This is a genomic window from Streptomyces lydicamycinicus, from assembly GCF_000829715.2.
In the GTDB taxonomy this organism is placed as follows: Bacteria; Actinomycetota; Actinomycetes; order Streptomycetales; family Streptomycetaceae; genus Streptomyces; species Streptomyces lydicamycinicus.
Window position 1 is genome coordinate 313224 of record NZ_BBNO01000005.1, and the last position, 22090, is coordinate 335313.

Below are 22090 nucleotides of genomic sequence, written 5' to 3' on the forward strand. Positions count from 1 at the left end.
CGCGAGAACGTTCGTCATGGTCGGTCACCTCCTTTCAGACAGTCGGTGATTGGGGGCCGGCGGGCCGCTCCGGCCGGGGCTCACCCCTGGTCAGGGTGAGCCCCGGGGAGCAGGCGGGCGCCGGGGGTCTTGGCTGCCTCCATTGCCAGCAGGACACCAGCGGATCCGGTGGCCAAGTCTATTGACAGGCGCAGGAGTTGGTCACCGAAAAGAGCTTGTCCCCCGTCGTGATCAGCCACATGCAGTGACAGGAGGCGTAGCTGGTTCTCGGCCCACGAGCGCGCTTGCCGGATGTGAGCCGCGGCGTGGGAGAGGAAGTAGATGTTCCCGGCTCGGCCGTTGAACAGACCGCCTTGGGACACGGTGTGGACCGCTGTGGCGTGCGCCGCCCCTGCCACGATGTCGTAGGCGCCGATCGCGGCAGCCTGGGTCTCGGGTAGCGCCATGGCCGCCAGGGCGACTCCGCCCGAGCCCTCGGCCAGGTAGGGGAGCAGCCGATGGGAACTGCTCATCTGGAGTGTTCCGTCCAACTGCCGTGCGTGCTTGAGGTCGGCTCGTACGGCGGTCGCGGCGGCCTCGGCCCACTCCTCGTCGCCGGTCAGCCGGGCGCAGCGGGCGAGCAGAACGGCCGGCCCGGACCAGCCGTACATCAGTCCGGGGCGGTCCAGCACTCCGTCGTCGCCAATGCGTGCACGGATGGCCGCGGCCAGCTTGAGTGCTTCGTCGCGCATGCCGGCGTCCAAGAGGAGGTGGGCGATGCCGGTCAGGCCATTGAACAGCCCGGGAGAGGAGGGAAGTCGGCTGGAGAGGATGCGGTCGATGAGCTCCTCGCCCAGTGGGTTGCCGAGGCGGTGCAGCAGCCATGCCGTGCCGGCCAGCCCGTCGTACAGCCCGAGCGGGGTGCGGGCCGGGGCCCGGCGGGCTGCGTGCTCCAACCACGTGAGGTGTTCGGGGTCCACGGAGGATCCTGCGCTCAGCTGGGCCAGGAGGACCCCAGGAGTTCCGTACGCAAGTCCCAGCGTCGCGCCTTCCCGATGCCCGGCGATGTCGCCGGGGAAGAGGCGGTCGATGCGAGTGGTGTCGGCGGACTTGCTGATACCTCGCAGCAGGGGGGCGGCGCGCGGAGGCGCGAGCGGGGGCACCGCGTCGGCCCGGTGTCCGGGAAGGTGGGGACGCACGTTCGGGGACAGCGCCAGGCGCTTTGCCGTCCGCTCGACGTACGCCGCAGGCAGTGTCGGGAAGGCGGTGGTGGCCATCTCGATCAGGTGGCCGATGACCTCTGGAGTGCGCTGCACCAGGCCGGTGAGCGGCATGAACACGGTGAGTTGGCAACAGCCCAGGGAGTAGAGATCACTGTCGCGGGCGTTGGTGAGCGACAGGTCGATGAAACCGGGGGCGCCGAGCACGGTGGTGCGCTTGGTGTCAACAGCCGTGGCGATCTCGAAGTCCACCAGGGCGACGGTGCCGTCGTCACGGATGAGGATGTTGTGCGGGTGAAGGTCACCGAAGGCCATCCCTGCCTTGTGCAGGGTCTCGATGGCGGCCTCCGCCTGCCCGAGGTAGTCAAGGGCCCGTGCGGTGTACTCGGCGCGTGCCCGCTCGTCCGGTGCGTGGCGGGTGAGGGGATAGTCACGGCCCATCCACGTGCTGAGGGAGTGCCCCTGGATGTGCTCCATGGCCAGGTAGTGATGCTCCCACGCGGCGAAGTACTCGATGGGGCGCGGGACGAATGGCAGGTGGCCGACGGTTTTCAGGGCCGACCATTCGTTGCGCAGCCGGTCCACCGCGTCGGCGCCGGCCGCGTCCAGGCCCGCGTGCGGCCGCGCCTCTTTCAGGACGACCTGAGTGCCGTCGGGGGCCTTGGCCAGGTACACACCTCCACCGTTGGAGAAGTGCAGGGCCTTGAGGACCGTGTAGCCCTTGAGTGTGGCGGCAGGGTCCTCGGCTGCTGCTGCGGCGAGGCTGGTGGTGAGGAAGCCCGGGGTCTCGGCCCACTCCGGAACGGTGAAAGCGGGCCGTCGCCGGTCGGGAACGGCGTTGCCCTGCGGATCGTGCAGTGCCGGCACCCGGGAGCCGTCGGGTAGTTCGCACCACATGAGCGCGAACGCCCCGTACCGGACCGACACCGGCCCCTTGTTCCAGCGGTGGTCGGAGAGGATGTACGGGCCGGGGCGGCCACCGAGTACCGCATCGAGTTCGGTGAGGGCGGTGTGCAGCTCTTCCGCGTCGCGCGGGTAGACCGTGACGACCTTGCCACTGGCGGCGCGGTTGGCGTACTTGCTGTTGAGTACGGTCATGATGCGGCGGCTGCGCAGGAACTTCCAGGGCAGGTTCAACCGTCGGCACACTGCCCAGGTCTGCTCGATAACTTCCTCGGCAGTATCGGGCGTGGCAGTGATATGAATCTTCCAGCCCTGTTGGGGTAACCGTTGCCCACCAACCGGAGCGAGGACTTCCCAGACGCCTTGCCGGCTCCGCTTCCATTCAACGGGGAATTCCCGCTTGGTCAAAGAGAACCGCGAGGCGGCATCGTCACAGCGCTCCAATGGCTCGTACCAGTTGGAATCGGCAACGATATACGGCCCATAATTCGGGTCCACTTCCCCCCCATTTTCCCTTGCCCGTGGGGAGTCCTCGTTCAATGGCGCGCTGGGCGCCAAGTGAGCTCGGACTCCCGTGCCCCTATCGACATAGCTCATGATTTGGGTCGGTCGTGAGGATGACAACCTTTTTAGGGTCAGCTTAAGCGGAACGTCGAATTACGGGTGGTGGCGCACGCAAGGCATCCGGGGTGCGAGGGCGCAAGCCACCACACGCGGGAGCGAAGTCTGCCGTTCGAGGACCGGGTGCCACGTGGCCGCACAGCTCGCCGGAATCCGATCCGTCGCGAAGCAGGTGGCGGCCGAGCGTGGTGACGGTGTGCACGACCTGGCTGCCGCTACGGCGGGTCGATATCAGTCCGGCATTCCGCAGCGTGGCGGTGTGCTGGCTTACCGCTGCGGGGGAGACCCCCAGCTTCTGGGCGAGATCGCCGTTGCTGCAGCCGTCGCGCAAGGCATGGAGGACCGCTGCCCGGGTCCTGCCCACCAGGCCGGCCAGGCTCTCCTGCGGTCGGCGGGCGGCGGCAGGCACGGACGACAGGCCCTCGTCCGGGAATAGACCGCACTGGTCACTGGGACGGTCGGGGAAGATCAGGACTGGACTGCCGTCCGCAATCCCCGGAGGCGACGGGAGCACCGCGCCGGAGTCTTGCAGGAAGAGTGAAGGAGACAGCAGCAGCCCCCGGCCGTTCGGCTTCAGATGCGCGGTGCTTTCGGAGTCGATTTCCAGTACGGGCGCGGCCCACCGTATTCCCGGACCAAGGCTGTTCAGCAGTACCTCGATTCCGTCCCCACACATGATGTCCCGGCGGAAATCCTGGGTCGAGGCGAGATGCTCGTAAATGCGATTCCAATACGGCTGCACGGCCACCTGGCGCATGTCTTCAACGGCGGCTAATAACTGCGATTGCTGCACCCCGAGGATACCGGAGTGGTTCGTATCCGACGTGTCCGCGCCGCCTAACCAGTCGGACAGAATCTCCCGGGACCCACCGCGCACCCTGGCCAGTCTTCGAACCCCATCAAGCCGCTGACCTGCATGCAGGATTCTCGCATTGACCCTTCGGCGCCAGGTCCGGAAGAATTCACTCTTCGTGTTGCGCAAGGCATCCACGGCGAAAATCGCCTCAACTTGCTGCCCGATCGGGTAGGTGATTCTGATACGTGCCAGGTCGTCGGCGCAAAGGGTTATGTGTTGCATGAGTGGCGACTCCGTCCTTCCTTGTGGGAATGAAGTGGAAAAAAGGCGGGAAAAGGTTTTCTTTAACTCCGCCGAAGGGGCGCGGGTGGCGCGCCACTAGTCTTTGTGTCATGTCGCTGAGGTCAAGGCGGAAAGGCTCCATGTGGACGCGAACCTGCACCTGATGTGTTTTCTCGCCGCATGTTGGCCGCGAGAAAGCCGAAAAGGGGAGGTCGCTATCGCGGCTGGCCGGGCTCGGCTGAATCTGCCAGAAAGGTTGCCTCGGGCGTCGCGTTGGTTCCCCGTAATGCGCGTAGCTCTATCCCGTTTGCCCCCGTGCCCTCCTGTTCGGAAGAGCTTTACCTGAGTCTTGAATGCTTCCACAGGAGCAATGTGGTGGTCGGCGCCATGAGGAAAGAAGAGCCTGATCTGATGTGACCTAAAATGGCGTGTGTCAAGGATGCCTGAAAGATGCTTGCAAGCCCATGAGGCGGAGCGGAATGCTCCAGTTCAGTCACTGCTTGCCCGCATTACCCAGAGTGATCAAACCGTTTCGAAGTCTTTCTTTCGTGCCCTCTTGGGCTGGGGTGCGTTCAAGCCACGCGTTCAGGGGGTGTCATTGGGTGTGTGCGGTCAAGGTGGCTCGAAATTCGTTTCAGCCGCATGGATCATGCCTGCGTTGGCTTGAAGGTGCACATTCGCTGGGCGTGTGGGCTGGCTTGCCGTAAGCTCCGCCGTTTGGATCTGCCGCGGACTGGAATGGACTGGCCCTTGGCTGTACTTGGACCTGGGGCTGGACACCCTCGACCCTTCCCAGACCCGATGCCACTCGTGACTGGCCCCGGTCCGGGCTGCGGGAAAACCGCCGTACAGCGTGCGAAGTAATCTCCCGGCGGCAAACCGGTGTTGAGGCTGCATGCCGACGGTTCATGGTCCCGTACCCGCCGAGCCCGGCGAACGCTCCGCCACCGTGCACCAGGGCGGCTCTCGTCGCCTGTGGGCCACGCTCGACGAGATGGTGGCGTTGGCTCGAGCACGGCGAACTACCCGTCTACGGGCCGAGGGTGAGCATCACGATGGTGAACGGATGGGAGGTATGCGAGGACGACCCCAAGGCGTACGGGGAGATCGGGTTTCCACCGGTTCAGCTCCACGATCTGCGCCACAGTGCCGCGACGCTGGCCCACGCCGCCGGGGCCGAGCTGAAGGTCATTCAGCAATGCTCGGCCACGCCTCGATCGCCATCACGGTTCACCACCTACACGAGCCTGCTGCCCGAGGCGGATCTGGTGATCGCCGAGGCTGCGGTCCGGTCGTGCCGCGCGCACGCGCCACCTCCGAGAACACCGCACCCGAAGCGGAGTCTGAACCCGGATGGTGCTGATATCCATCGGGAGAAATATCGGGGTCTGGCGACCCGTCCGCTCATGCACCGCTCACGCAAACGGCCCCGGACGAGGAGTCCGAGGCCGACTAGAGCGCCTCCCTGGGAGAACCCAGGTCAGAGCGGTAATGCATGGTGCCCCCGGCAGGATTCGAACCTGCGACACCCGCTTTAGGAGAGCGGTGCTCTATCCCCTGAGCTACGGAGGCATGGGATGGGACCCCTGACAGGGTAGCTGATGCCTTCGCTGGAGATTGCTTGTGTGGGGGAGAGCGGGGTGGTGGGCGTGGCCCGGGGGCGGTGGTGGTGGGGGCACCGCCGTCGGGGGTCAGCCGCCGATGTGCCAGCTGACTGTGCCGTCCGTGGTGGCGAGGAGGGCGAGGATGAGGAGGTCGGTGGCGCCGAGGGTGAGGCCGAGGAGGGCGCGGCCGCGGCGGGTGGTGCCGCGGGTCAGGGCCAGGGTGCCGAGGACCAGGGCGCAGGGGCCGAGGAGGAGGTTGAGGACCAGGGTGCCGAGCAGGCCGAGGACGAAGGAGGCCACGGCCATGCCGTCCGCGTGGCGGCGGAGGCGGGAGGTGGCCGGGTCGTCGGCCTGGGTCGGTTCGGTGGTCCGGGCCGGCTTGGCCGGAGTGGTCCGTATGGCTTCGCTGAGCGTGGTCATCGGGAGGTCACCTCGTCGTTGTGGCGGCGTTCGCGGAGGAAGAAGACGAGCAGCCAGCCGGCGATGACGGCGGCCGCGACGAGGGTGACCGGGACGGGGAGGTGTGCCGCGGTGCCCAGCAGGATCCCCATCAGGAGGAGGGCTGCGACGAGGAAGAGCATGATCTTCCTTTCCGATTCCAGAGGACAGTTGTTCACTCAGTTCCTTCAGTCTACGACTGCCACCGGGTGGAGTAGTTCAGAGAACGGTTGTTTACTGGATGACATGAGTCACAGTCTTGGGGTCCGGCAGGCCCAGAAACAGAAGACCCGTCAGGCGTTGCTCGACGCGGCGCTCGGGCTGCTGGAGGAGCAGAGCCTGAGCAGCCTGGGGCTGCGGGAGGTCACGCGGTCGGTGGGGGTCGCCCCGACCGCGTTCTACCGGCACTTCCGGGACATGGGGGAGCTGGGCGTCGCCCTGGTCGAGGAGGCGTTGGGGAGTCTGCATGTGATGGTGCGGGCGATCCTCGCCGAGCAGGACGGGGCCGAGGAGCGGATCGACCGTACGGTCGCGGTCGTCCAGCAGCATGTGCGCCACCATCCGCTGCACATCCGGTTCGTGGCGCGCGAGCGGCATGGCGGGGTGCGGGATGTGCGGCTGGCCATCGCGGGGGAGCTGGACCGGTTCGCGGAGGAGGTCGCGGCGGCGCTCAAGTCCCAGCCGGTGTCGGAGGGGTGGCGCGATGACGATGTGCGGATGCTGGCCGAGTTGTATGTGGACCGGTTGGTGACGACGGCCGCGGCGCTGCTCGATGCCGAGGCGGACGGTGCGGAGGGGGCGGCCGAGCAGGTCGTACGGGTGGCGCGGCGTCAGCTGCGGCTGATCAGCGTCGGACGGCGGCACTGGCTGGCGGAGGGGAGGGGGAAGGGGGACACCCCCTAGGCGCGTGCCGGGGTCACCCGTACGCGATAGGTGCCGTCCGGGTTTTCCGTCAGGACCGTGACGGCCGCGCCGGTGGTGCGGTCGGTGTAGGTGTCGCCGGGGCGGAAGGTGGCGTCGGTCAGTTCCGGGTCGACGTATTTGTTGTCCCGGTAGCAGCCGCCGCTGTGCGGGGTGGCGTCCACGATGCGGAGGGGGCCGCGGCCCGAGGGGACGTGGGTGGCGACGCGGTAGATGAGGATGCCGGGGCGGCAGACCGTCGGGTCCAGCAGGCCGCGGGTGCGGGCCTCGGCCACCAGGGCGGTGTGCGGGGAGGTCGGGATGACGACGATCTTTGTGCCGCCGCGGGCGGAGACCGGGGTGAGGGTGTGTTCGCCGGGTGTCCCGCGGTGAGGGACGCAGTGCACCTGATCGGCGGAGAGCCAGCCGAGTTTCCACTTGTGCCAGCCGACGAAGTCATTGCTCGGCCCCCAGTCCTCGTCCATCGGATCCCAGTGCCCTGCGGGGGGCGGGGCGTCGCGGCCGTCCGTGAAGTAGAGGTCGGGCAGGCCGAAGCTGTGGGCGTTCTCGTGGTTGAGGACGCGGAAGGCGCTCGCCCCGGTTTGCCGGCTCCAGATGAACGATGCATTCCGGAACGGCACCCCGTCGGCGGTCCGCAGTCCCATGTCGCCACCGCTGAAGGTGACCGAAAGGACCGTACGGGTGGCGGGCGGCCCCGCGTTGGGGGTCGCGATGATGTTGATGACGTCGTAGTCGCGGAAGTCGACGAGGGGGTCGACGGCGCGTACGACTTCCCGGGAGAGGGCGTGGTAGCCGCCGTCCGAGGCCGGGTCGAAGCCGGCGCCGCGCTGGATGCCGTACGCCGCGAGCGGCCGGGACATACGGATCCATCGGAGCAGCGGCCTGGGGCGGTAGGTCAGCCTGCCGTACGAGCTGGTGCGGAAGTAGTCCGTCGCGGCCGGGAAGAACTCGGCGAAGCGGTCGCGGGGGGACATCGTGGCGCGGGCGTCCGGGAAGTCGATGAAGAGGGTCAGTGCCTCCACGGTGCCGGACGAGCGGGAGAAACCGGCGGGGGTCTCGGCGGATTCGGCGACGTCGTCGCTGATGCCGCGCAGCGCACACGGGCCGCTCGGCGGGGCGCCGGGCACCGAGGGTATGGCCACGGCGCTGGGCGGTGAGCCCAGGGCTATCGCCGCGGCGGCGGTGGCCGCGCCTGCGGCCAGGACCGCGGAGACCTTGTGCTTCATATCGATCACCTTGTGTCGGCGGGTGATCGCTCGCGCGCGGGATTACGTCAACTGGAGTCATGGCGGGGTCGGGTGGGCAGCCGCGGCGGGCCGGGGTGTGGTTCAGGTCACACGAGGGCGTGAAATATCCGGGGAGGGTGTCCCCGTTTAACCAGGCGTCCGGGTGAAACGGGGAGCCTGTCCCCGGTTCGTGCGGGTCGTCGAGACCGCACCAGGACCCAGCCGTCGGATGCGCCGACAGAGGAGAGGAGTGAGCCGCCGTGACCGCCGCCGCACGCGTGAAGTCCGGGAAGCAGGAGCAGCAGCCCCGGCTGCGGGCCGATGCGCTGCGCAACCGGGAGCGGATCATCGCGGCCGCCCGCGAGACGATGGTCGAGTTCGGGGCCGAGGTCCCGCTCGATGAGATCGCCCGGCGCGCGGGTGTCGGTAATGCGACGCTCTATCGTCACTTCGCGGATCGCCTGGAGTTGATCCACCACGTCACGCTGTCCGTCATGTCCCGTACCGCGGACCGCGCGGAGAGCGCCCTTGCCGAGGAGTCCGATGCCTTCCAGGCGCTGAGGCGCTTCGTCCACGCCGCGGTGGAGGAGCGGATCGGGGCGCTGTGCCCGCTGCTCGCCGATGGCGTCGACCGGGACCACCCCGATCTGTGCGCGGCGCGGGACCGGCTGGAGGCGGCCGTCGAGGCCGTCATGGCCGCCGCACGCGACAGCGGCCGGCTGCGCACCGACATCGCCGTCGGTGATCTGATGGTCGCGATCACCCAGCTCACCCGGCCGCTGCCGGGCAGCCGCTGTCCGGACTTCGACCAGTTCGTGCACCGGCATCTGCAACTGTTCCTGGACGGTCTCCAGGCACCCGCCCGCTCCGAACTCCCAGGCGCCGCCGCCACTTTGGATGACTTGAGGCGCCGCTCGTAACCCCGGCGGTCGCCGCACCGCCGACCGTCACTCCGTCCCGTCCTTCGCTCCCTTTCGCTCACTGCACCAGTAGGTGGATCCCGCCATGCCTGAAACCGTCCCGTCCGTCGATCCCCGGCGCTGGAAAGCGCTGATATTCATCGCTCTCGCCCAGCTGATGGTCGTGCTCGACGCGACCATCGTGAACATCGCGCTGCCCTCCGCCCAGCAGGATCTCGGTATCACCGACGCCAACCGGCAGTGGGTGATCACCGCCTACGCACTGGCCTTCGGCGGGCTGCTGCTCTTCGGCGGGCGCGTCGCCGACCTGTGGGGACGGAAGCGGACCTTCATCATCGGGCTCGTCGGATTCGCGGTCGCCTCCGCGCTCGGCGGGGCCGCGGCCAACCAGGGGATGCTGCTGGGTGCGCGTGCCCTCCAGGGCGTCTTCGGTGCGCTGCTGGCGCCGGCCGCGCTGTCACTGCTCGCGGTGACCTTCACCGAGGCCAAGGAGCGGGCCAAGGCGTTCGGCATCTTCGGTGCGATCGCCGGTGGCGGCGGCGCCGTGGGGCTGATCCTCGGCGGGGTGCTGACCGAGTACCTGAACTGGCGCTGGACCTTCTTCGTCAACATCCCGTTCGCCGTGGTCGCCGCGACCGGCGCCTTCCTGGTCATCCGTGAGCCCGCGGAGGGCCGTAACCCGTCCCGGCTGGACATCCCCGGCGTCATCCTGGCCACCCTCGGCCTGGTCTCGCTGGTCTACGGGTTCACCCGCGCCGAGTCGGACGGCTGGCTCGCCGGGCCGACGCTCGGCCTGTTCGCCGCGGCGGCCGTGCTCCTGCTGGCGTTCGTGCTGGTCGAAGCCAGGGTGAAGGCCCCGCTGCTGCCGCTGCGGGTGCTCACCGACCGGAACCGTGCCGGTGTCTACGCCTCGCTGGGCCTGGCCGTGATCGGCATGTTCGGTCTGTTCCTCTTCCTGACGTACTACCTCCAGATCGTGAAGGGCTACACGCCGGTCACCACCGGTCTGGCCTTCCTCCCGATGATCGTCGGCATGGTCACCGGCTCCACGCAGATCGGCGCCCGGCTGATGACCCGCGTCCGGCCGCGGCTGCTGATGGCGCCCGGCTTCACGGTCGCCGCACTCGGCATGCTGGTGCTGACCCGGATCGACCTGGACACGTCCTACCCCGCACTGATCCTGCCCGGCTTCCTGCTGATGGGCCTGGGCATGGGCACGGCATTCATGCCGGCCATGTCGCTGGCCACACACGGTGTCCAGCCGCGCGACGCCGGTGTCGCCTCCGCGATGGTCAACACCTCGCAGCAGGTGGGCGGGGCGATCGGCACGGCCCTGCTGAACACCATCGCGGCCAGTGCCACCACCGCGTACGCCACCTCGCACGCGGCCGGTGCGCACTCGGCCGACCTGCTCAAGCTCCAGGCGATGGTCCACGGCTACACCACCGCCATCTGGTGGGCGGTCGGCATCCTGGCCCTGGCGGGCGTGATCGCCTTCACCTTCATCAACACCGGGCGGCCGGGCGCCGGTTCGCCGGCGGCCTCCTCGGCCGAGGAGGAGCGCACGGTCCTGGGCTCGTCGGAGGGCCGGGACGAGATCCAGGTGCCGGTCATGGCGCACTGAGCGGACGGCTACGGGCCGGACCGTACGGCGTCCCGCGGGGGGCGGGCCCGGCCGTGGCCGGCCCGCCCCGGCCTCGGGGCGCTGCGAGCGCCGCACCTGCGCCGTCCTTGCCCGGCCCTTCGCTCACACGGGCGTCGGCCTCTCCCGGCTCCGCTGATCCGTCAGCGCAGCCAGGGGAGGTCGGCGCCTTTCGGTTGCAGCCCTTCGGTCATCACTTGGCAGATCTCGGCGAGTTGGCCGACCTGCTCCGGGGAGAGGCGGTCGAAGATCGCGGAGCGTACGGCGGCGACATGTCCGGGGGCGGCCTTCTCCAGGACCCGCATCCCCTCATCCGTGAGAAGGGCGTTCTGGCCCCGCTTGTCGGAAGGGCAGTTCTCGCGCCGTACCCAGCCGTTCTTCTCCAGGCGCGCGACCGCATGCGAGAGCCGGGAGCGGGTGATCTTGGCGTTCTGAGCCAGCTCGGTCATCCGCATCCGGCGCCGCGGTGCCCGGGAGAGCTGGACGAGCAGGCCGTAATAGACGTGCGGCATCCCCGCGTCCCGTTGCAGCTGGCGGTCGAGGTGGTCCTCCAGGAGCGTGGTGGCGTGGAGGTAGCACTGCCAAGCGAATTGCTCCTCGTCGCTGAGCCAGCGCGGCTCGGCTGCGGGTTCGTTGCTCATACCATCCACTCTCTCACCACTCGGAGAGTTATTTAAGTTTTAACAACGTCCAATTGTGCCCAAATCCTGACACTTGAAACTTCAAGTATGTGGTTCTGTTGATGCTGCGATCCTCTGCATCCACTACTGCCAAGTGTGACCCCGTGAAGCAGTGATGTCCGTAACGGGCGGCCGACGATCTGTCCGGCACAACGGTCCGTCCGTCAGTCGGCCTTGTCGATCAGTGCCATGGCGTTCAGGGCGGCCGACAGGGCGCGGGAGTCACCGTCCTCGGAGGCCGCCGCGACGTCCAGAGCGGTGTCGGCGAACTTGATCGCATGCTCGTCGCCGTGGGTGACCGCCCGCTCGAAGACCTCCTCGGGTGCGAGTCCCGCGGCGCTCGGTGCCGGGCGCGCGGTGTCCGCGGCGTAGAGCGTGGTGAGCGCGGAGGCCGCCGCCCAGGCCACCGCGAACGAGCCCGCCCAGAGCTCCCGGGGGAGCGCGGGCAGGGTGCGCAGCACCGCGTTGGGCGCGGTGGCGGCGTGTACCAGCAGGATGCCGTGCCCATGACCGTGGTCCGCGTAGTTGAGGGTGGCGGCCCGCACGAGCGCGGTCAGGCCCTCGCGGGCGGCTTCGGGGTCCTCGGGGATGTGCAGCGATTCGGTGGTGCTCAACCAGCCGGATATGTGCGGGAGTTGGGCGTAGCCGTTCAGGGGCATCACGTTCCGCTCGGTGATACGGGGGAGGGCGGCCAGGGCCTCGGCCGGGGTGGCGCCGCCCTGGGGGCGCACGGTGGTGGGCAGAAGCAGATGGCGGGCGGCCCAGTAGCCGAGGGCGTGCGCGAGCTCCGCGATCCGGGCCTCGTCCTCCCCTTCCGTCAGCAGGCTGCGTACGGCATGGCCCACGCGGATGACGGGGTGGGTGGCGGCGCCGGCGATGCCGGGCAGCAGCCGCGGCCACCACTCGGCGAGCAGCGCACGCCAGGGGCGCTCGGCGATCTGCTCGGTGAAGTAGCCGGTCCAGTCGGTGACCCGGCCCGGATCGCCCAGTGCCTGCTGCCAGTTGGTGTCGGTGATACGGCCTTGGGGAGCCGGTACGTCCTCCAGCTTCCGCGCGTAGGTGTCGAGCCAGCGGTGGACGGTCCGGGCCTGGCCGTTGCGGACCATGGCTTCGACGGCCATCGGGCCGTGGTTGCTCAGATAGCCCCCGAACTCGGGGCCGGCGGTGTGCAGGCGTAACAGGGCTTCGTCGAGGGTGCGGTTCGTCGTCTCCATGGCCCGAGGCTAGGTCGGCGCGAAGGCGTCCCGTATCGGGCTTCCGGCCCACACCGCTGGTCTTCGCGGCCTACGCCGCCGGCCTCCACGGCTTACGGCGCCGGTCGTAAGGCCGCTGCTGGGGGCGGTCGCGGGGGAGACGCCGGTGCCGCGGTGCGTCGGTGTCCCGAGCCCGGTGTCCCGAGTCCGTTGTTCCGGCTCCTGGGGCCCGCAGCCAAACCGGACAGGAGATGTCGGGTATTGGGGGGAGGGTGCTGCCATGACGTGTGAGAGCAGAGATGGGGAAGGCATCGGGAGCGGTGCGGGCGGCGAGGGCGACGCGGTCGGCTGGTCGGGGGTGGAGGCGGTGGTTCCGGAACTCGCCCGGCGGGTGCGCGAGCGGTTCGGGGCGCACCGGCACCACGTCCTGGCGACCGTGCGGAAGGACGGCGCACCGCGGCTCACCGGTCTGGAGGCGGACTTCCGCCACGGGGAACTGTGGCTGGGCATGATGACCGGCTCGCGCAAGGTGGCCGATCTGCGGCGCGACCCCCGGTTCTCGCTGCATGCCAATCCGGGGCCGGGCGCCGATCTGGCCGGCGGGGATGTCCGGGTGTCCGGGCGGGCGGTGGAGGTGACCGACCCCGGTCAGGTCGCGCGCTATGCGGCGGCGGTGCGGCCGCCGGAGCCGTTCCATCTCTTCCGGGCGGAGCTGACGGAGGTGGTGCGGACGTCCACCGAGCCCCCGTATCTGGTGGTGGAGACCTGGGCGCCGGGCCGGGGGTTGCGCACCATCCGGCGGACCTCCAACGACCCGGCGCGGCGGGGGGAGTGAGGGGGCAGGCGGGCTGGGCTCAGCCGACGTCGCGGGCCCGGGAGTGGCCGTCGTCCGGTTCGAGGTGCCAGCTGATGACGCGGCGCGGATGGACGCGGATCACGTCGTTGCTGAAGAAGTCGGGGGCCATCGGCGGCGCGTCGAGGGTCAGTAGTTCGGCGCGGCCGCGGATCTCCACGCCGCGGCCCCAGCCGGGCGCGACCGGGTCGTCGGCCGGGGCCATGTCGTCGATGAGCAGGGAGACTTCGGGGCGGGCCTGGGCGTTGCGGTACTTCTGGCTGCGCCGCAGTGTGGGCCCGCCGATGTCGAGGGTGCCGTCGTCGTTCAGTACGAAGCCGACCGGGCGCACCTGGGGCCCGCCGTCCGGCCCGACGGTCGCCAGACGGGCCAGCGGCTGGCCGGCGAGGTAGGCGCGCTCCGTGGGAGTGAAGACCTTCCCGGCGGTGCCGGGGGCGGGCGCCGTCGCGGCGGGCGGGGCGGCGGCGTCCGGTGCCGAGGTGTCCGGGGCGTGCGGCGTCGAGCCGTGGGAGGGCGTGGTCATATCGCTGACGCTAGGACCTCAAGTGCAATTGAGGTCAACGGGCGGGCGCTTCAGTGGGTGGCCACCGGCAGTCGGTGGGCCCGGTCGTCCCGGTGACGGTGGTGCTCGTGCGGCCGGTGGAGGCCGTGGGGCTCGCGGACGCGGTGGGTGCGGAAGACATAGAGGGCGACGACGAACATCACGGCCCCCATGGTGAGGCCGAAGGCGCACGACTTGAGGATGGCTTCGCCGCCGAGGCTGTAGACCCAGCCCAGCGAGCAGCCGAAGAGCCCACCGTAGGCGGCCGCCCGGGTCTCGGTGATCAGAGTCGACTGGAAGTGGGCCAGCACCAGGCCCAGTACGCCCGACACCACCGCCCCGGCCAGCCCGTACAGCATGGCCGGGCCGCCCTTGATGCCGGCGGTGTGCGTGCGGAAGACGATGAAGCAGCCGAAGGCGAGCGCCGTGAGGATCGGCAGCGTCACCGTCGGCGGGATGTGCCTGGCCCGCTCCTTCATCCCGGCCATTCCCGAGGCCCGCGGCAGCGCAGGTGCGTCGGTCGTCGCGCCGTGCTCGGGTTCGACGGTGCCGTGGGAGCGGGCGGCCCTCGCGCCGTGCCGCTGGGCGTGCTGGTCCATGGCGGGCTCCTCTCGGTTTCCCCCGCTGCCCCTTCTGTCCAGGCGACACCCGGGCGCCGCCCGCGGCAACCGGAACGGCGGGCGCCGGAGCCGTGGGGCGGTGCGGGGGACGGTGACGAGCGGGTTCAGCCCAGATCCTTCTGGTACCAGGCCACGTCCCAGTAGCGGCCGAACTTGCGGCCCACCTCCGTGAACGTACCGATGTGCCGGAAGCCGAAACGGGTGTGGAGGCGGTGGGACGCCTCATTCGGCTGAGCTATCCCCGCGTAGGCGCGGTGCACGTCCTCGTCGGCCAGCGCCTCGAACAGGGCCTTGTACAGGAGCGTGCCGATGCCGCGGCCGGCGGCGTGCGGCGCGCAGTAGACGGTGACCTCGACGGACGGGGCGTAGGCGGCCTTCGGGCGGAACGCGCTGCTGGTCGCGTAACCGAGCAGCGCACCCGCCGGCTGACCGGGCCCGGGGGCCGTCGAGCCCGCGGAGGGGCCGTGCGTCGGCCCGTTGTGCGGGTTTTTCATCCGTTCTGTCGTCTCTTGGGCAACCAGAAGGCGGTGCGGGCCGTCTTGGGGGTGGGAGAGCAACCACGGGCGGCGCTGGTCCGGAGTGAAGGGCTCCAGGTCGAACGTGATGGAGGTCTCACGGATGTAGTGATTGTAAAGATCGGTAAGGGCCGGAAGGTCCGCTTCGACGCCCGCCCTGACCTGCACTTCCCCGTGTTGTTGCAGCATGTGGCCTCCTAAATGGTGCCGCAGGGTACTGCATGATCAGAAAAATAGCGGGGCCTCCTGGGAATTCTGTCCGGATTCCAGCCGTTGTTTCCTTCGGACGGGCCTCGCGGCGAGCATCGGCTTCGATGCCACCCGGCCCGCCCACCGTCCCGCGACCGACTCATCGCAAAGGGAGCACACGCATGGCAACCCGTGCCGTCGCCCGCCGTCAGGAAAGCAGCAGCGGTTCTGACGGGGCCAACAGTGTTCGCGCCGTAGGCGGGGAGATCGCCGACCGCGACCTGGTCGGCATGTACCTCGACGAGATCGCGCGTACGCCACTGCTCGACGCGGCCAAGGAGGTGGAGCTGTCCCAGACCATCGAGGCGGGCGTCTACGCCCAGCAGATCCTGAACGGCGAGGTCACCGACGGCAATGCCGCAGGCGCCGGCCGTGAGGAGCTGGCGGCGCTGGTCGAGGAGAGCGCCAAGGCCAAGGACGTCTTCATCCGTTCCAACCTCCGCCTGGTGGTGGCCGTGGCCCGCCGCTACCCGCGCGCCGGGCTCCCCCTGCTGGACCTGATCCAGGAGGGCAACGCCGGTCTGGTGCGTGCCGTGGAGAAGTTCGACTACACCAAGGGCTTCAAGTTCTCGACGTATGCGACGTGGTGGATTCGCCAGGCGATCACCCGCTCCATCGCCGACCAGTCGCGCACGATCCGGCTGCCCGTGCACCTCGTCGAGGAGCTGGGCCGGATACGCAGGGTGCAGCGCGAGTTCAACCGCGAGAACGGCCGGGACCCGGAGCCGGCGGAGGTCGCCGGCGAGCTGGGCTCCACGCCCGCCCGTGTCACCGACGTTCTCGACTGGGCGCGTGACCCGGTCAGCCTCAACATGTCGGTGGACGACGACGGCGACACCCAGTTCGGCGATCTGCTGGAGGACACCTCCGCGGCCTCGCCCGAGCAGTCCGTGCTCACGCTGCTGCGCAGTGAGGAGCTGGAGGACCTGATCGACCGCCTCGATCACCGCACCGCCTCGATCATCAAGGCCCGCTACGGCATCGAGGACGGCCGCGAGCGCACGCTGACCGAGGTCGGCAAGCAGCACGGCCTGACCCGTGAGCGGATCCGCCAGATCGAGAAGCATGCGCTGCTGGAGCTGAAGCGGATGGCGCATGACACGGGATTCGACGCGGCCGCGTAGCGAGCGCGCGGGTGCGCGCGCCGAGATCCCTGGCACGGTCTGTGACGGACGAGCCCCGACGCCCTTCGAGGCGTCGGGGCTCCGTTGCGTCCGGAGCCGTGGAGAGCGCCGACATCGCCGTCGCCGAGTGGATGTCCGTTTGAGTCTGCCTGACGCCCGGATCTGTTTACTTTGCAGAAATCCGGGCGTAGCATCGGGCTGGAACCACAAGCTCGGGCATGAATGGACACACGCTGATGTACGCACCGGAGCGCCAGCAGGAGATTCTGCGGCTCGCCCGTGAGGGCGGCCGGGTCGATGTGCTCTCCCTCGCGGAGGAGTTCCAGGTCACCGCCGAGACGGTGCGGCGCGATCTCAAGGCCCTGGACCGGGCCGGTCTGGTGCGCAGGGTGCACGGCGGAGCCATCCCGGCCGGCCGGCTGGACTTCGAGCCCGACCTCGCCGAACGGGACGCCGTCGCCGCCGACGAGAAACAGCGCATCGCACGGGCCGCGCTCGCCGAGCTCCCCGGCGGCGAGGGCGGCGCCGGCAGCTCCGGGAGCGTGATCCTGGACGCCGGCACCACCGCCGCCCGGCTCGCCGCCGAGATCCCGCTGGAGGCCGAGCTGACCGTCGTCACCCACGGTCTGCCGGTCGCCGCGCGGCTGGCCGACCACCCCGGGCTCACCCTCCACCTCGTGGGCGGCCGCATCCGGCACCGTACGCGGGCCGCGGTCGACGACTGGGCGCTGCGTGCCTACCGCGAGATCAACGCCGATGTGCTGTTCCTCGCGACCAACGGCTTCTCCCCCGACGGCGGCCTGACCACCCCGGACCTCGCGGAGGCCGCCGTCAAGCGGACGCTGATCGCGGCCGCCCGCCGGGTCGTCCTCCTCGCCGACTCCGCCAAGTTCGGGCAGCAGCACTTCGCCCGCTTCGGCGAGCTGTCGGACGTGGACCTGCTCATCACCGACACCGGTCTGAGCCCCGACGACGCCCTCGCCATCGAGCGTGCGGGCACGGAAGTAGTACGCGCATGATCCTCACCGTCACGCCCAACCCCAGCCTGGACCGTACGTACGAGATCCCGGCGCTGGACCGCGGGGCCGTGCTCCGGGCCACCGGCGACCGGATCGACCCCGGCGGCAAGGGCGTCAATGTCTCGCGCGCGGTCGCCGCCGCCGGGCACCGGACCCTCGCCGTGCTTCCGGTCGGCGGACCCGCCGGTGCGGCGCTGGCCGGGCTGCTGAGCGCCGAGGGCATCGAGGTGGCGGGGGTGCCGGTGGCCGGCCAGACCCGCTCCAACATCTCCGTCGCCGAACCCGACGGCACCCTCACCAAGATCAACGCGACCGGCCCCGAACTGTCCGCAGAGGAGTCGGAGGAGCTGCTCGCCACGGTCGGCGAGCGGTCCGTGGGCGCCGACTGGATCGCCTGCTGCGGCAGCCTCCCGCGCGGTCTGGCCCCCGAGTGGTACGCGGAGCTGGTCGCCCGCACCCACCGGGTCGGCGCCCGGATCGCCCTGGACACCTCGGGCCCCTCGCTGACCGCGGCGCTGCGCGAACGCCCCGACGTCGTCAAGCCGAACGCCGAGGAGCTCGGCCAGGCGGTCGGCCGCCCGCTCACCACTCTCGGCGACGTGGTCAAGGCCGCCGAGGAACTGCGCGCCCGGGGTGCCCGCGCCGTACTGGCCTCCCTGGGAGCCGACGGCCAGATCCTGGTCGACGAGGAAGGCGCCTACTACGGCAGCGCCCGGGTCGCCGCCGTCCGCAGCAATGTCGGCGCGGGCGACGCCTCACTGGCGGGCTTCCTCACGGCGGGCGGTACGGGCCCGAGGGCGCTGGCCGTCGCCCTGGCCCACGGCGCGGCCGCCGTCCAACTCCCCGGCAGCCAGATGCCGACCCCGGCCGACCTGGACACCTCCGCGGTCCGCACCACCGACGCGGTGCCGTTCGACCGCCCGCTGACGGAGCCGGTGCCATGAACACCGCGCGCCGGGCCGGCGCCGTGACCGCCGCGTACGGAGCAGGGGTTGCCGGGTCTGCGGCGCATCCCTGCATCCCCTCCGCCGTTCCCCCGGCCCGCACCGGGCGGCGCCCCAGCCACCCCCCGTCCCGTCCCCACCGCCCCCACGGCGGTACCGCGCGCAAGGGAGCCCGCGATGAGTGAGCTGATCACCGCGGAACTGGTCGACCTCGACCTGTCCGCAGAAACGAAGGAAGCCGCCGCACGGTCCCTGGCCGAGCGGATGGCCGCCTCCGGTCGCGTCACCGATCTGGAGGGCTTCCTCGCGGATGTCGCCGCACGCGAGGCCCAGATGCCGACAGGTCTGGACGGCGGGATCGGCATTCCGCACTGCCGCAGCGAGCACGTCACGGAGCCGACGCTGGCCTTCGGACGCAGTGCCTCCGGTATCGACTTCGGTGCGCCGGACGGCCCCGCCGACCTGATCTTCCTCATCGCGGCCCCGGCGGGCGGCGACGCCGACCATCTGTCGATCCTCTCGACCCTCGCGCGGCATCTGATGGACGAGACCTTCACCGGCGCGCTGCGGTCCGCCACCGCCCCGGAGCGTACGGCGGCACTGATCCGGGGGGACGAACCGGGGGCGGCCGAGGCGGATGCGGAGCCGGAGCCGACCGTGTCCGGGGCGGAGCCGGAGCTCTCGGCCCAGGCCCCAGAGCCCTCGGCCCAGGCCCCGCGGCCTGCCGCGACCGACCAGGACGCACAGCGGGCGGCGGTCCCCAAGCCGACGGCAGTCCCCAAGCCGACGGCGTCCCCCGAGCCGACGGCGGCCCCCGAGCCGACGACGCCCCCCGGCCCGACGGCAGAACCCGCCCCCTCCACCGCCACTTCCGCTCCCTCCTCCGCCACTCCCGCCCCCTTCCGCATCGTCGCCATCACCTCCTGCCCGACCGGCATCGCGCACACCTACATGGCCGCGGAGTCGCTGGAGAAGGCCGGGCAGGCCGCCGGTGTCGAGGTGTTCGTCGAGACCCAGGGCTCGGCCGGTTTCCAGCGGCTCGACCCGCAGCTCATCGCGGACGCGGACGGCGTGATCCTCGCGCATGACGTCGAGGTCCGGGAGAAGGAACGCTTCGCCGGGAAGCCCACCGTCGACGTCGGCGTGAAGGCGGGCATCAACCGCCCCGCCGAACTCATCGCCGAGGTACGGGAGAAGGCCGCACACGGCGAGACCAGCGCCCCGGCGCACGCCGCCGCCCCCATGGACAAGGGCGCCGACGCGGGCGACAACTTCGCCACCCGGCTGCGCAAGTGGCTGATGACCGGCGTCAGTTACATGGTGCCGTTCGTCGCCGCGGGCGGCCTGCTCATCGCGCTCGCCTTCGCCATCGGCGGCTACACGATCAACAAGGCCCCGTCCGTCGCCGAGCACTTCCTCTGGACCGAGTCCGCCAGCTGGGCGGCGCTGCTCTTCCAGATAGGCAGCGTCGCGTTCGGCTTCCTCGTCCCGGTCCTGGCCGGCTTCATCGCGTACGGCATGGCGGACCGGCCGGGCCTGGTCCCGGGCTTCGTCGGCGGCGCCATCGCGCTCACCATCAACGCGGGCTTCCTCGGCGGCCTGATCGCCGGCCTGATCGCGGGCGCCGTGGTGATGGCGATTCAGCGGGTCCGTATCCCACCGGTGCTGCGCGGCATCATGCCGGTGGTGGTCATCCCGCTGATCTCGTCGGCGATCGTCGGCTTCCTGATGTTCCTCGTGATCGGCAAGCCGATCGCCGCACTGCAAAAGGGGCTGACGGACTGGCTGTCCGGTCTCACCGGCGCCAACGCGATCATCCTGGGCGTGATCCTCGGCCTGATGATGTGCTTCGACCTCGGCGGCCCGCTCAACAAGGTCGCGTACGCCTTCGCGGTCGGCGGCCTCGCCAACCCCAACGAGGGCAGCCTCAAGGTCATGGCCGCGGTGATGGCGGCCGGCATGGTCCCGCCGCTGGCGATGGCGCTGGCCACCACCGTCCGGGGCCGGCTCTTCACCAAGGCCGAGCGGGAGAACGGCAAGGCGGCCTGGGTGCTCGGCGCCTCCTTCATCACCGAGGGCGCGATCCCCTTCGCCGCCGCCGACCCGCTGCGCGTCATCCCCTCCGCGATGGCCGGCGGCGCGGTCACCGGAGCCCTCTCGATGGCCTTCGGCTGCACCCTCCGCGCCCCGCACGGCGGCATCTTCGTCGTCCCCCTGATCGGCCAGCCCTTCCTCTACCTCCTCGCCATCGCCGCGGGCGTAGGCGTCAGCACAGCCCTGGTCATCCTCCTCAAGGGCCTGCGGAAGCCGTCGCCCGGCCACCCGGCGCCCGCACCGTCCGACGACGAGTCCGCGGTGACGGTCGTCGCCTGACCCCCTGCCGCCTCTGTCTACGGTTTCCCTGCCCGAGCCACTGGCGGACCACTACCGTGCGTATTCCGGCCCTTACGGTAATGGGCCCGGAATTGGGCGCGAATGCCGCTTGTAGGCGGTACTTCGTCGCCACGCACCGTTAGTTCCACACCTTCCACGGAGGAGGTCGCCATGCCGCCGAGGCGAGCGGTCACCGGCCGGAGCCAGGAGCCCCGCCAGCGCTACGTAGAAGAACTGCGATTACTGCGCGCCCAGAAGGGCGACAGCCTCCGTCAGCTCGGTGAGGTGCTGGGCTGGGACTGGTCGCTCTTCGGCAAGATGGAGAAGGGCGAGACGCTAGGCGGCCCAGAGGTCGCGCAGGCGTTGGACCAGCATTACGGGACGGCTGGACTGCTGCTGACACTGTGGGAGTTGGCGGCGGGGGATCCTACGCAGTTCCGGGAGCGGTATCGGCGCTTCATGGCGCTGGAGGCCAAGGCAGTGGGCATTCAGCAGTACTCGCCCGCCGTGGTGCCTGGTCTGCTCCAGACGGAGACGTACGCGTACAGGCTGTTGTTCCGTGGCGGCCTGGCTCCTGGCGCCGAACTCGATCAGCAAGTGGAAGCGCGGATGCACCGCCGCGAGATCCTGTCCGTCGCCGGGGCGCCGCAATTCCGGGCGATCCTCGACGAAACCGTGCTGCGTCGGGGGCTGCTGGACCGTGCGGAATGGCAGGAGCAGCTGAAGCACCTCGCCGACGTTGCCGAGCAGCCCAATGTGACGCTCCAGATTCTCCCGTTCGCCGCTGGGCTTTGCGAGTTGCCAAACACAGACACCGCCCTCCTGCGTATGCCTGAAGGCCGGACTGCGGCCTGGGTGGAGACTGGATACGACGGTCAACTGATCGAGGAAAACGCCAGAGTTGAGCGGCTTCAGTTCAGTTACGATCGGCTGCGCGACCACGCCTTGTCCCCGCGCGATACCGCGGAGTTCATACTGCGCCTCCTGGAGGAAGTCACATGTCCGTCCGCCACCCCGAAGTGAGCGCCGCTCAGTGGCGCAAGTCCAGCTACAGCAACCCGGACGGGGGTAACTGTGTCGAGGTGGCCGACGGCCTCCCCGCCGTCGTCCCCGTCCGTGACAGCAAGGCTCCCCACGGCCCCGCCCTTCTCTTCGGGGCGTCCGCGTGGGCATCCTTCGTCACCGCTGTGAAGAGCGGCGAACTCCCCGGCGCCTGACGCTCCCGGTCCCAGGGGACCGACCCGCAAACCGGCCCCCGCCGCTCGCCCGCGACGGGGGCTGTCGGCGTTGCCGGGCATCCACGCCCGACCACTCCCGACCACGCCCGACCACCCACCCAGAGGTAAGTACGCACCAAAAAGTAGGTACTTGTCCCGTGCTGAGCTCCGTTCAAGACTGATGCGGCGGCCCCCGGAATCCCCGGGCAG

20 protein-coding genes and 1 tRNA gene are annotated in these 22090 nt (G+C 70.0%); 10 read left to right on the forward strand and 11 right to left on the reverse strand.

Features of this window, described 5'->3' with window-relative positions:
• Positions 1 to 80: 80 nt before the first annotated feature.
• The 5 genes from lanKC to TU31_RS39185 all read right to left on the reverse strand — a co-directional run bounded on the left by lanKC (position 81) and on the right by TU31_RS39185 (position 5986).
• A complete protein-coding gene (gene lanKC, locus TU31_RS19095; protein WP_078885854.1) occupies positions 81 to 2699 on the reverse strand; it encodes a class III lanthionine synthetase LanKC in 2619 nt (872 codons plus the stop codon).
• Between the two features lie 43 nt (positions 2700 to 2742).
• Positions 2743 to 3801, reverse strand: coding sequence for an ArsR/SmtB family transcription factor (locus TU31_RS35985; protein WP_052718984.1), 1059 nt, complete (start codon positions 3799 to 3801; stop codon positions 2743 to 2745).
• A gap of 1496 nt (positions 3802 to 5297) precedes the next feature.
• A tRNA-Arg gene (locus tag TU31_RS19105) sits at positions 5298 to 5373 on the reverse strand.
• A 119-nt stretch (positions 5374 to 5492) separates the two neighbouring features.
• Positions 5493 to 5825, reverse strand: a complete 333-nt coding sequence (locus tag TU31_RS19110) for a hypothetical protein (protein WP_042156145.1) — start codon at positions 5823 to 5825, stop codon at positions 5493 to 5495.
• Entirely contained in the window at positions 5822 to 5986 is a 165-nt protein-coding gene (locus TU31_RS39185) for a small hydrophobic membrane protein (protein WP_042156147.1), read from the reverse strand. The genes TU31_RS19110 and TU31_RS39185 overlap by 4 nt, the downstream gene beginning before the upstream one ends.
• Before the next feature lie 103 nt (positions 5987 to 6089).
• Between TU31_RS39185 and TU31_RS19120 the strand changes: the two genes are divergently transcribed.
• The gene (locus TU31_RS19120; RefSeq protein WP_042156648.1) at positions 6090 to 6746 is read left to right on the forward strand and encodes a TetR family transcriptional regulator; all 657 of its coding nucleotides are present in this window, start codon (positions 6090 to 6092) and stop codon (positions 6744 to 6746) included.
• Here the strand turns inward: TU31_RS19120 and TU31_RS19125 are convergent.
• Positions 6743 to 7990 carry a M6 family metalloprotease domain-containing protein gene (locus TU31_RS19125; RefSeq protein ID WP_042156149.1) on the reverse strand — a complete coding sequence of 416 codons (1248 nt, stop codon included), beginning with the start codon at positions 7988 to 7990 and terminating at the stop codon, positions 6743 to 6745. The genes TU31_RS19120 and TU31_RS19125 overlap by 4 nt on opposite strands.
• Positions 7991 to 8250: 260 nt before the next feature.
• Here TU31_RS19125 and TU31_RS19130 point away from each other — a divergent pair, with 260 nt between their 5' ends.
• Positions 8251 to 8910 carry a TetR/AcrR family transcriptional regulator gene (locus tag TU31_RS19130; RefSeq protein ID WP_078885855.1) on the forward strand — a complete coding sequence of 220 codons (660 nt, stop codon included), beginning with the start codon at positions 8251 to 8253 and terminating at the stop codon, positions 8908 to 8910.
• 85 nt (positions 8911 to 8995) lie between these two features.
• Complete coding sequence (locus TU31_RS19135) at positions 8996 to 10534, forward strand: MFS transporter (RefSeq protein WP_042156152.1); 1539 nt, start codon at positions 8996 to 8998, stop codon at positions 10532 to 10534.
• 161 nt (positions 10535 to 10695) lie between these two features.
• Here the strand turns inward: TU31_RS19135 and TU31_RS19140 are convergent, their stop codons facing one another.
• A complete protein-coding gene (locus TU31_RS19140) occupies positions 10696 to 11193 on the reverse strand; it encodes a MarR family winged helix-turn-helix transcriptional regulator (RefSeq protein WP_042156153.1) in 498 nt (165 codons plus the stop codon).
• Positions 11194 to 11396: 203 nt separating this feature from the next.
• Complete coding sequence (locus TU31_RS19145) at positions 11397 to 12446, reverse strand: questin oxidase family protein (RefSeq protein ID WP_042156155.1); 1050 nt, start codon at positions 12444 to 12446, stop codon at positions 11397 to 11399.
• Positions 12447 to 12705: 259 nt separating this feature from the next.
• Between TU31_RS19145 and TU31_RS19150 the strand changes: the two genes are divergently transcribed.
• Positions 12706 to 13260 (forward strand): pyridoxamine 5'-phosphate oxidase family protein, encoded by a 555-nt coding sequence (locus TU31_RS19150; protein ID WP_078885856.1) that lies wholly within the window; start codon positions 12706 to 12708, stop codon positions 13258 to 13260.
• 19 nt (positions 13261 to 13279) lie between these two features.
• Here the strand turns inward: TU31_RS19150 and TU31_RS19155 are convergent, their stop codons facing one another.
• From TU31_RS19155 to TU31_RS19165, 3 genes are all read right to left on the reverse strand, one after another.
• Positions 13280 to 13801 carry a PPOX class F420-dependent oxidoreductase gene (locus tag TU31_RS19155; protein WP_078885857.1) on the reverse strand — a complete coding sequence of 174 codons (522 nt, stop codon included), beginning with the start codon at positions 13799 to 13801 and terminating at the stop codon, positions 13280 to 13282.
• Between the two features lie 50 nt (positions 13802 to 13851).
• The gene (locus tag TU31_RS19160) at positions 13852 to 14418 is read right to left on the reverse strand and encodes a hypothetical protein (RefSeq protein ID WP_042156156.1); all 567 of its coding nucleotides are present in this window, start codon (positions 14416 to 14418) and stop codon (positions 13852 to 13854) included.
• A 125-nt stretch (positions 14419 to 14543) separates the two neighbouring features.
• Positions 14544 to 15143 carry a GNAT family N-acetyltransferase gene (locus TU31_RS19165; RefSeq protein ID WP_042156160.1) on the reverse strand — a complete coding sequence of 200 codons (600 nt, stop codon included), beginning with the start codon at positions 15141 to 15143 and terminating at the stop codon, positions 14544 to 14546.
• Positions 15144 to 15325: 182 nt separating this feature from the next.
• Here TU31_RS19165 and TU31_RS19170 point away from each other — a divergent pair, with 182 nt between their 5' ends.
• The 6 genes from TU31_RS19170 to TU31_RS19195 all read left to right on the forward strand — a co-directional run bounded on the left by TU31_RS19170 (position 15326) and on the right by TU31_RS19195 (position 21880).
• Complete coding sequence (locus TU31_RS19170; protein ID WP_042156162.1) at positions 15326 to 16327, forward strand: sigma-70 family RNA polymerase sigma factor; 1002 nt, start codon at positions 15326 to 15328, stop codon at positions 16325 to 16327.
• A gap of 236 nt (positions 16328 to 16563) precedes the next feature.
• Positions 16564 to 17346 (forward strand): DeoR/GlpR family DNA-binding transcription regulator, encoded by a 783-nt coding sequence (locus tag TU31_RS19175; RefSeq protein ID WP_042156164.1) that lies wholly within the window; start codon positions 16564 to 16566, stop codon positions 17344 to 17346.
• Positions 17343 to 18290, forward strand: a complete 948-nt coding sequence (gene pfkB / locus TU31_RS19180; protein WP_042156166.1) for a 1-phosphofructokinase — start codon at positions 17343 to 17345, stop codon at positions 18288 to 18290. Before TU31_RS19175 ends, pfkB begins: the two co-directional genes overlap by 4 nt.
• A gap of 177 nt (positions 18291 to 18467) precedes the next feature.
• Positions 18468 to 20663, forward strand: a complete 2196-nt coding sequence (locus tag TU31_RS19185) for a PTS fructose transporter subunit IIABC (protein WP_042156168.1) — start codon at positions 18468 to 18470, stop codon at positions 20661 to 20663.
• Positions 20664 to 20834: 171 nt separating this feature from the next.
• On the forward strand, positions 20835 to 21686 hold the full coding sequence (locus tag TU31_RS19190) for a helix-turn-helix domain-containing protein (protein WP_042156170.1): 852 nt from the start codon (positions 20835 to 20837) through the stop codon (positions 21684 to 21686).
• A complete protein-coding gene (locus tag TU31_RS19195; RefSeq protein WP_042156172.1) occupies positions 21662 to 21880 on the forward strand; it encodes a DUF397 domain-containing protein in 219 nt (72 codons plus the stop codon). The genes TU31_RS19190 and TU31_RS19195 overlap by 25 nt, the downstream gene beginning before the upstream one ends.
• Positions 21881 to 22090: the final 210 nt, after the last annotated feature.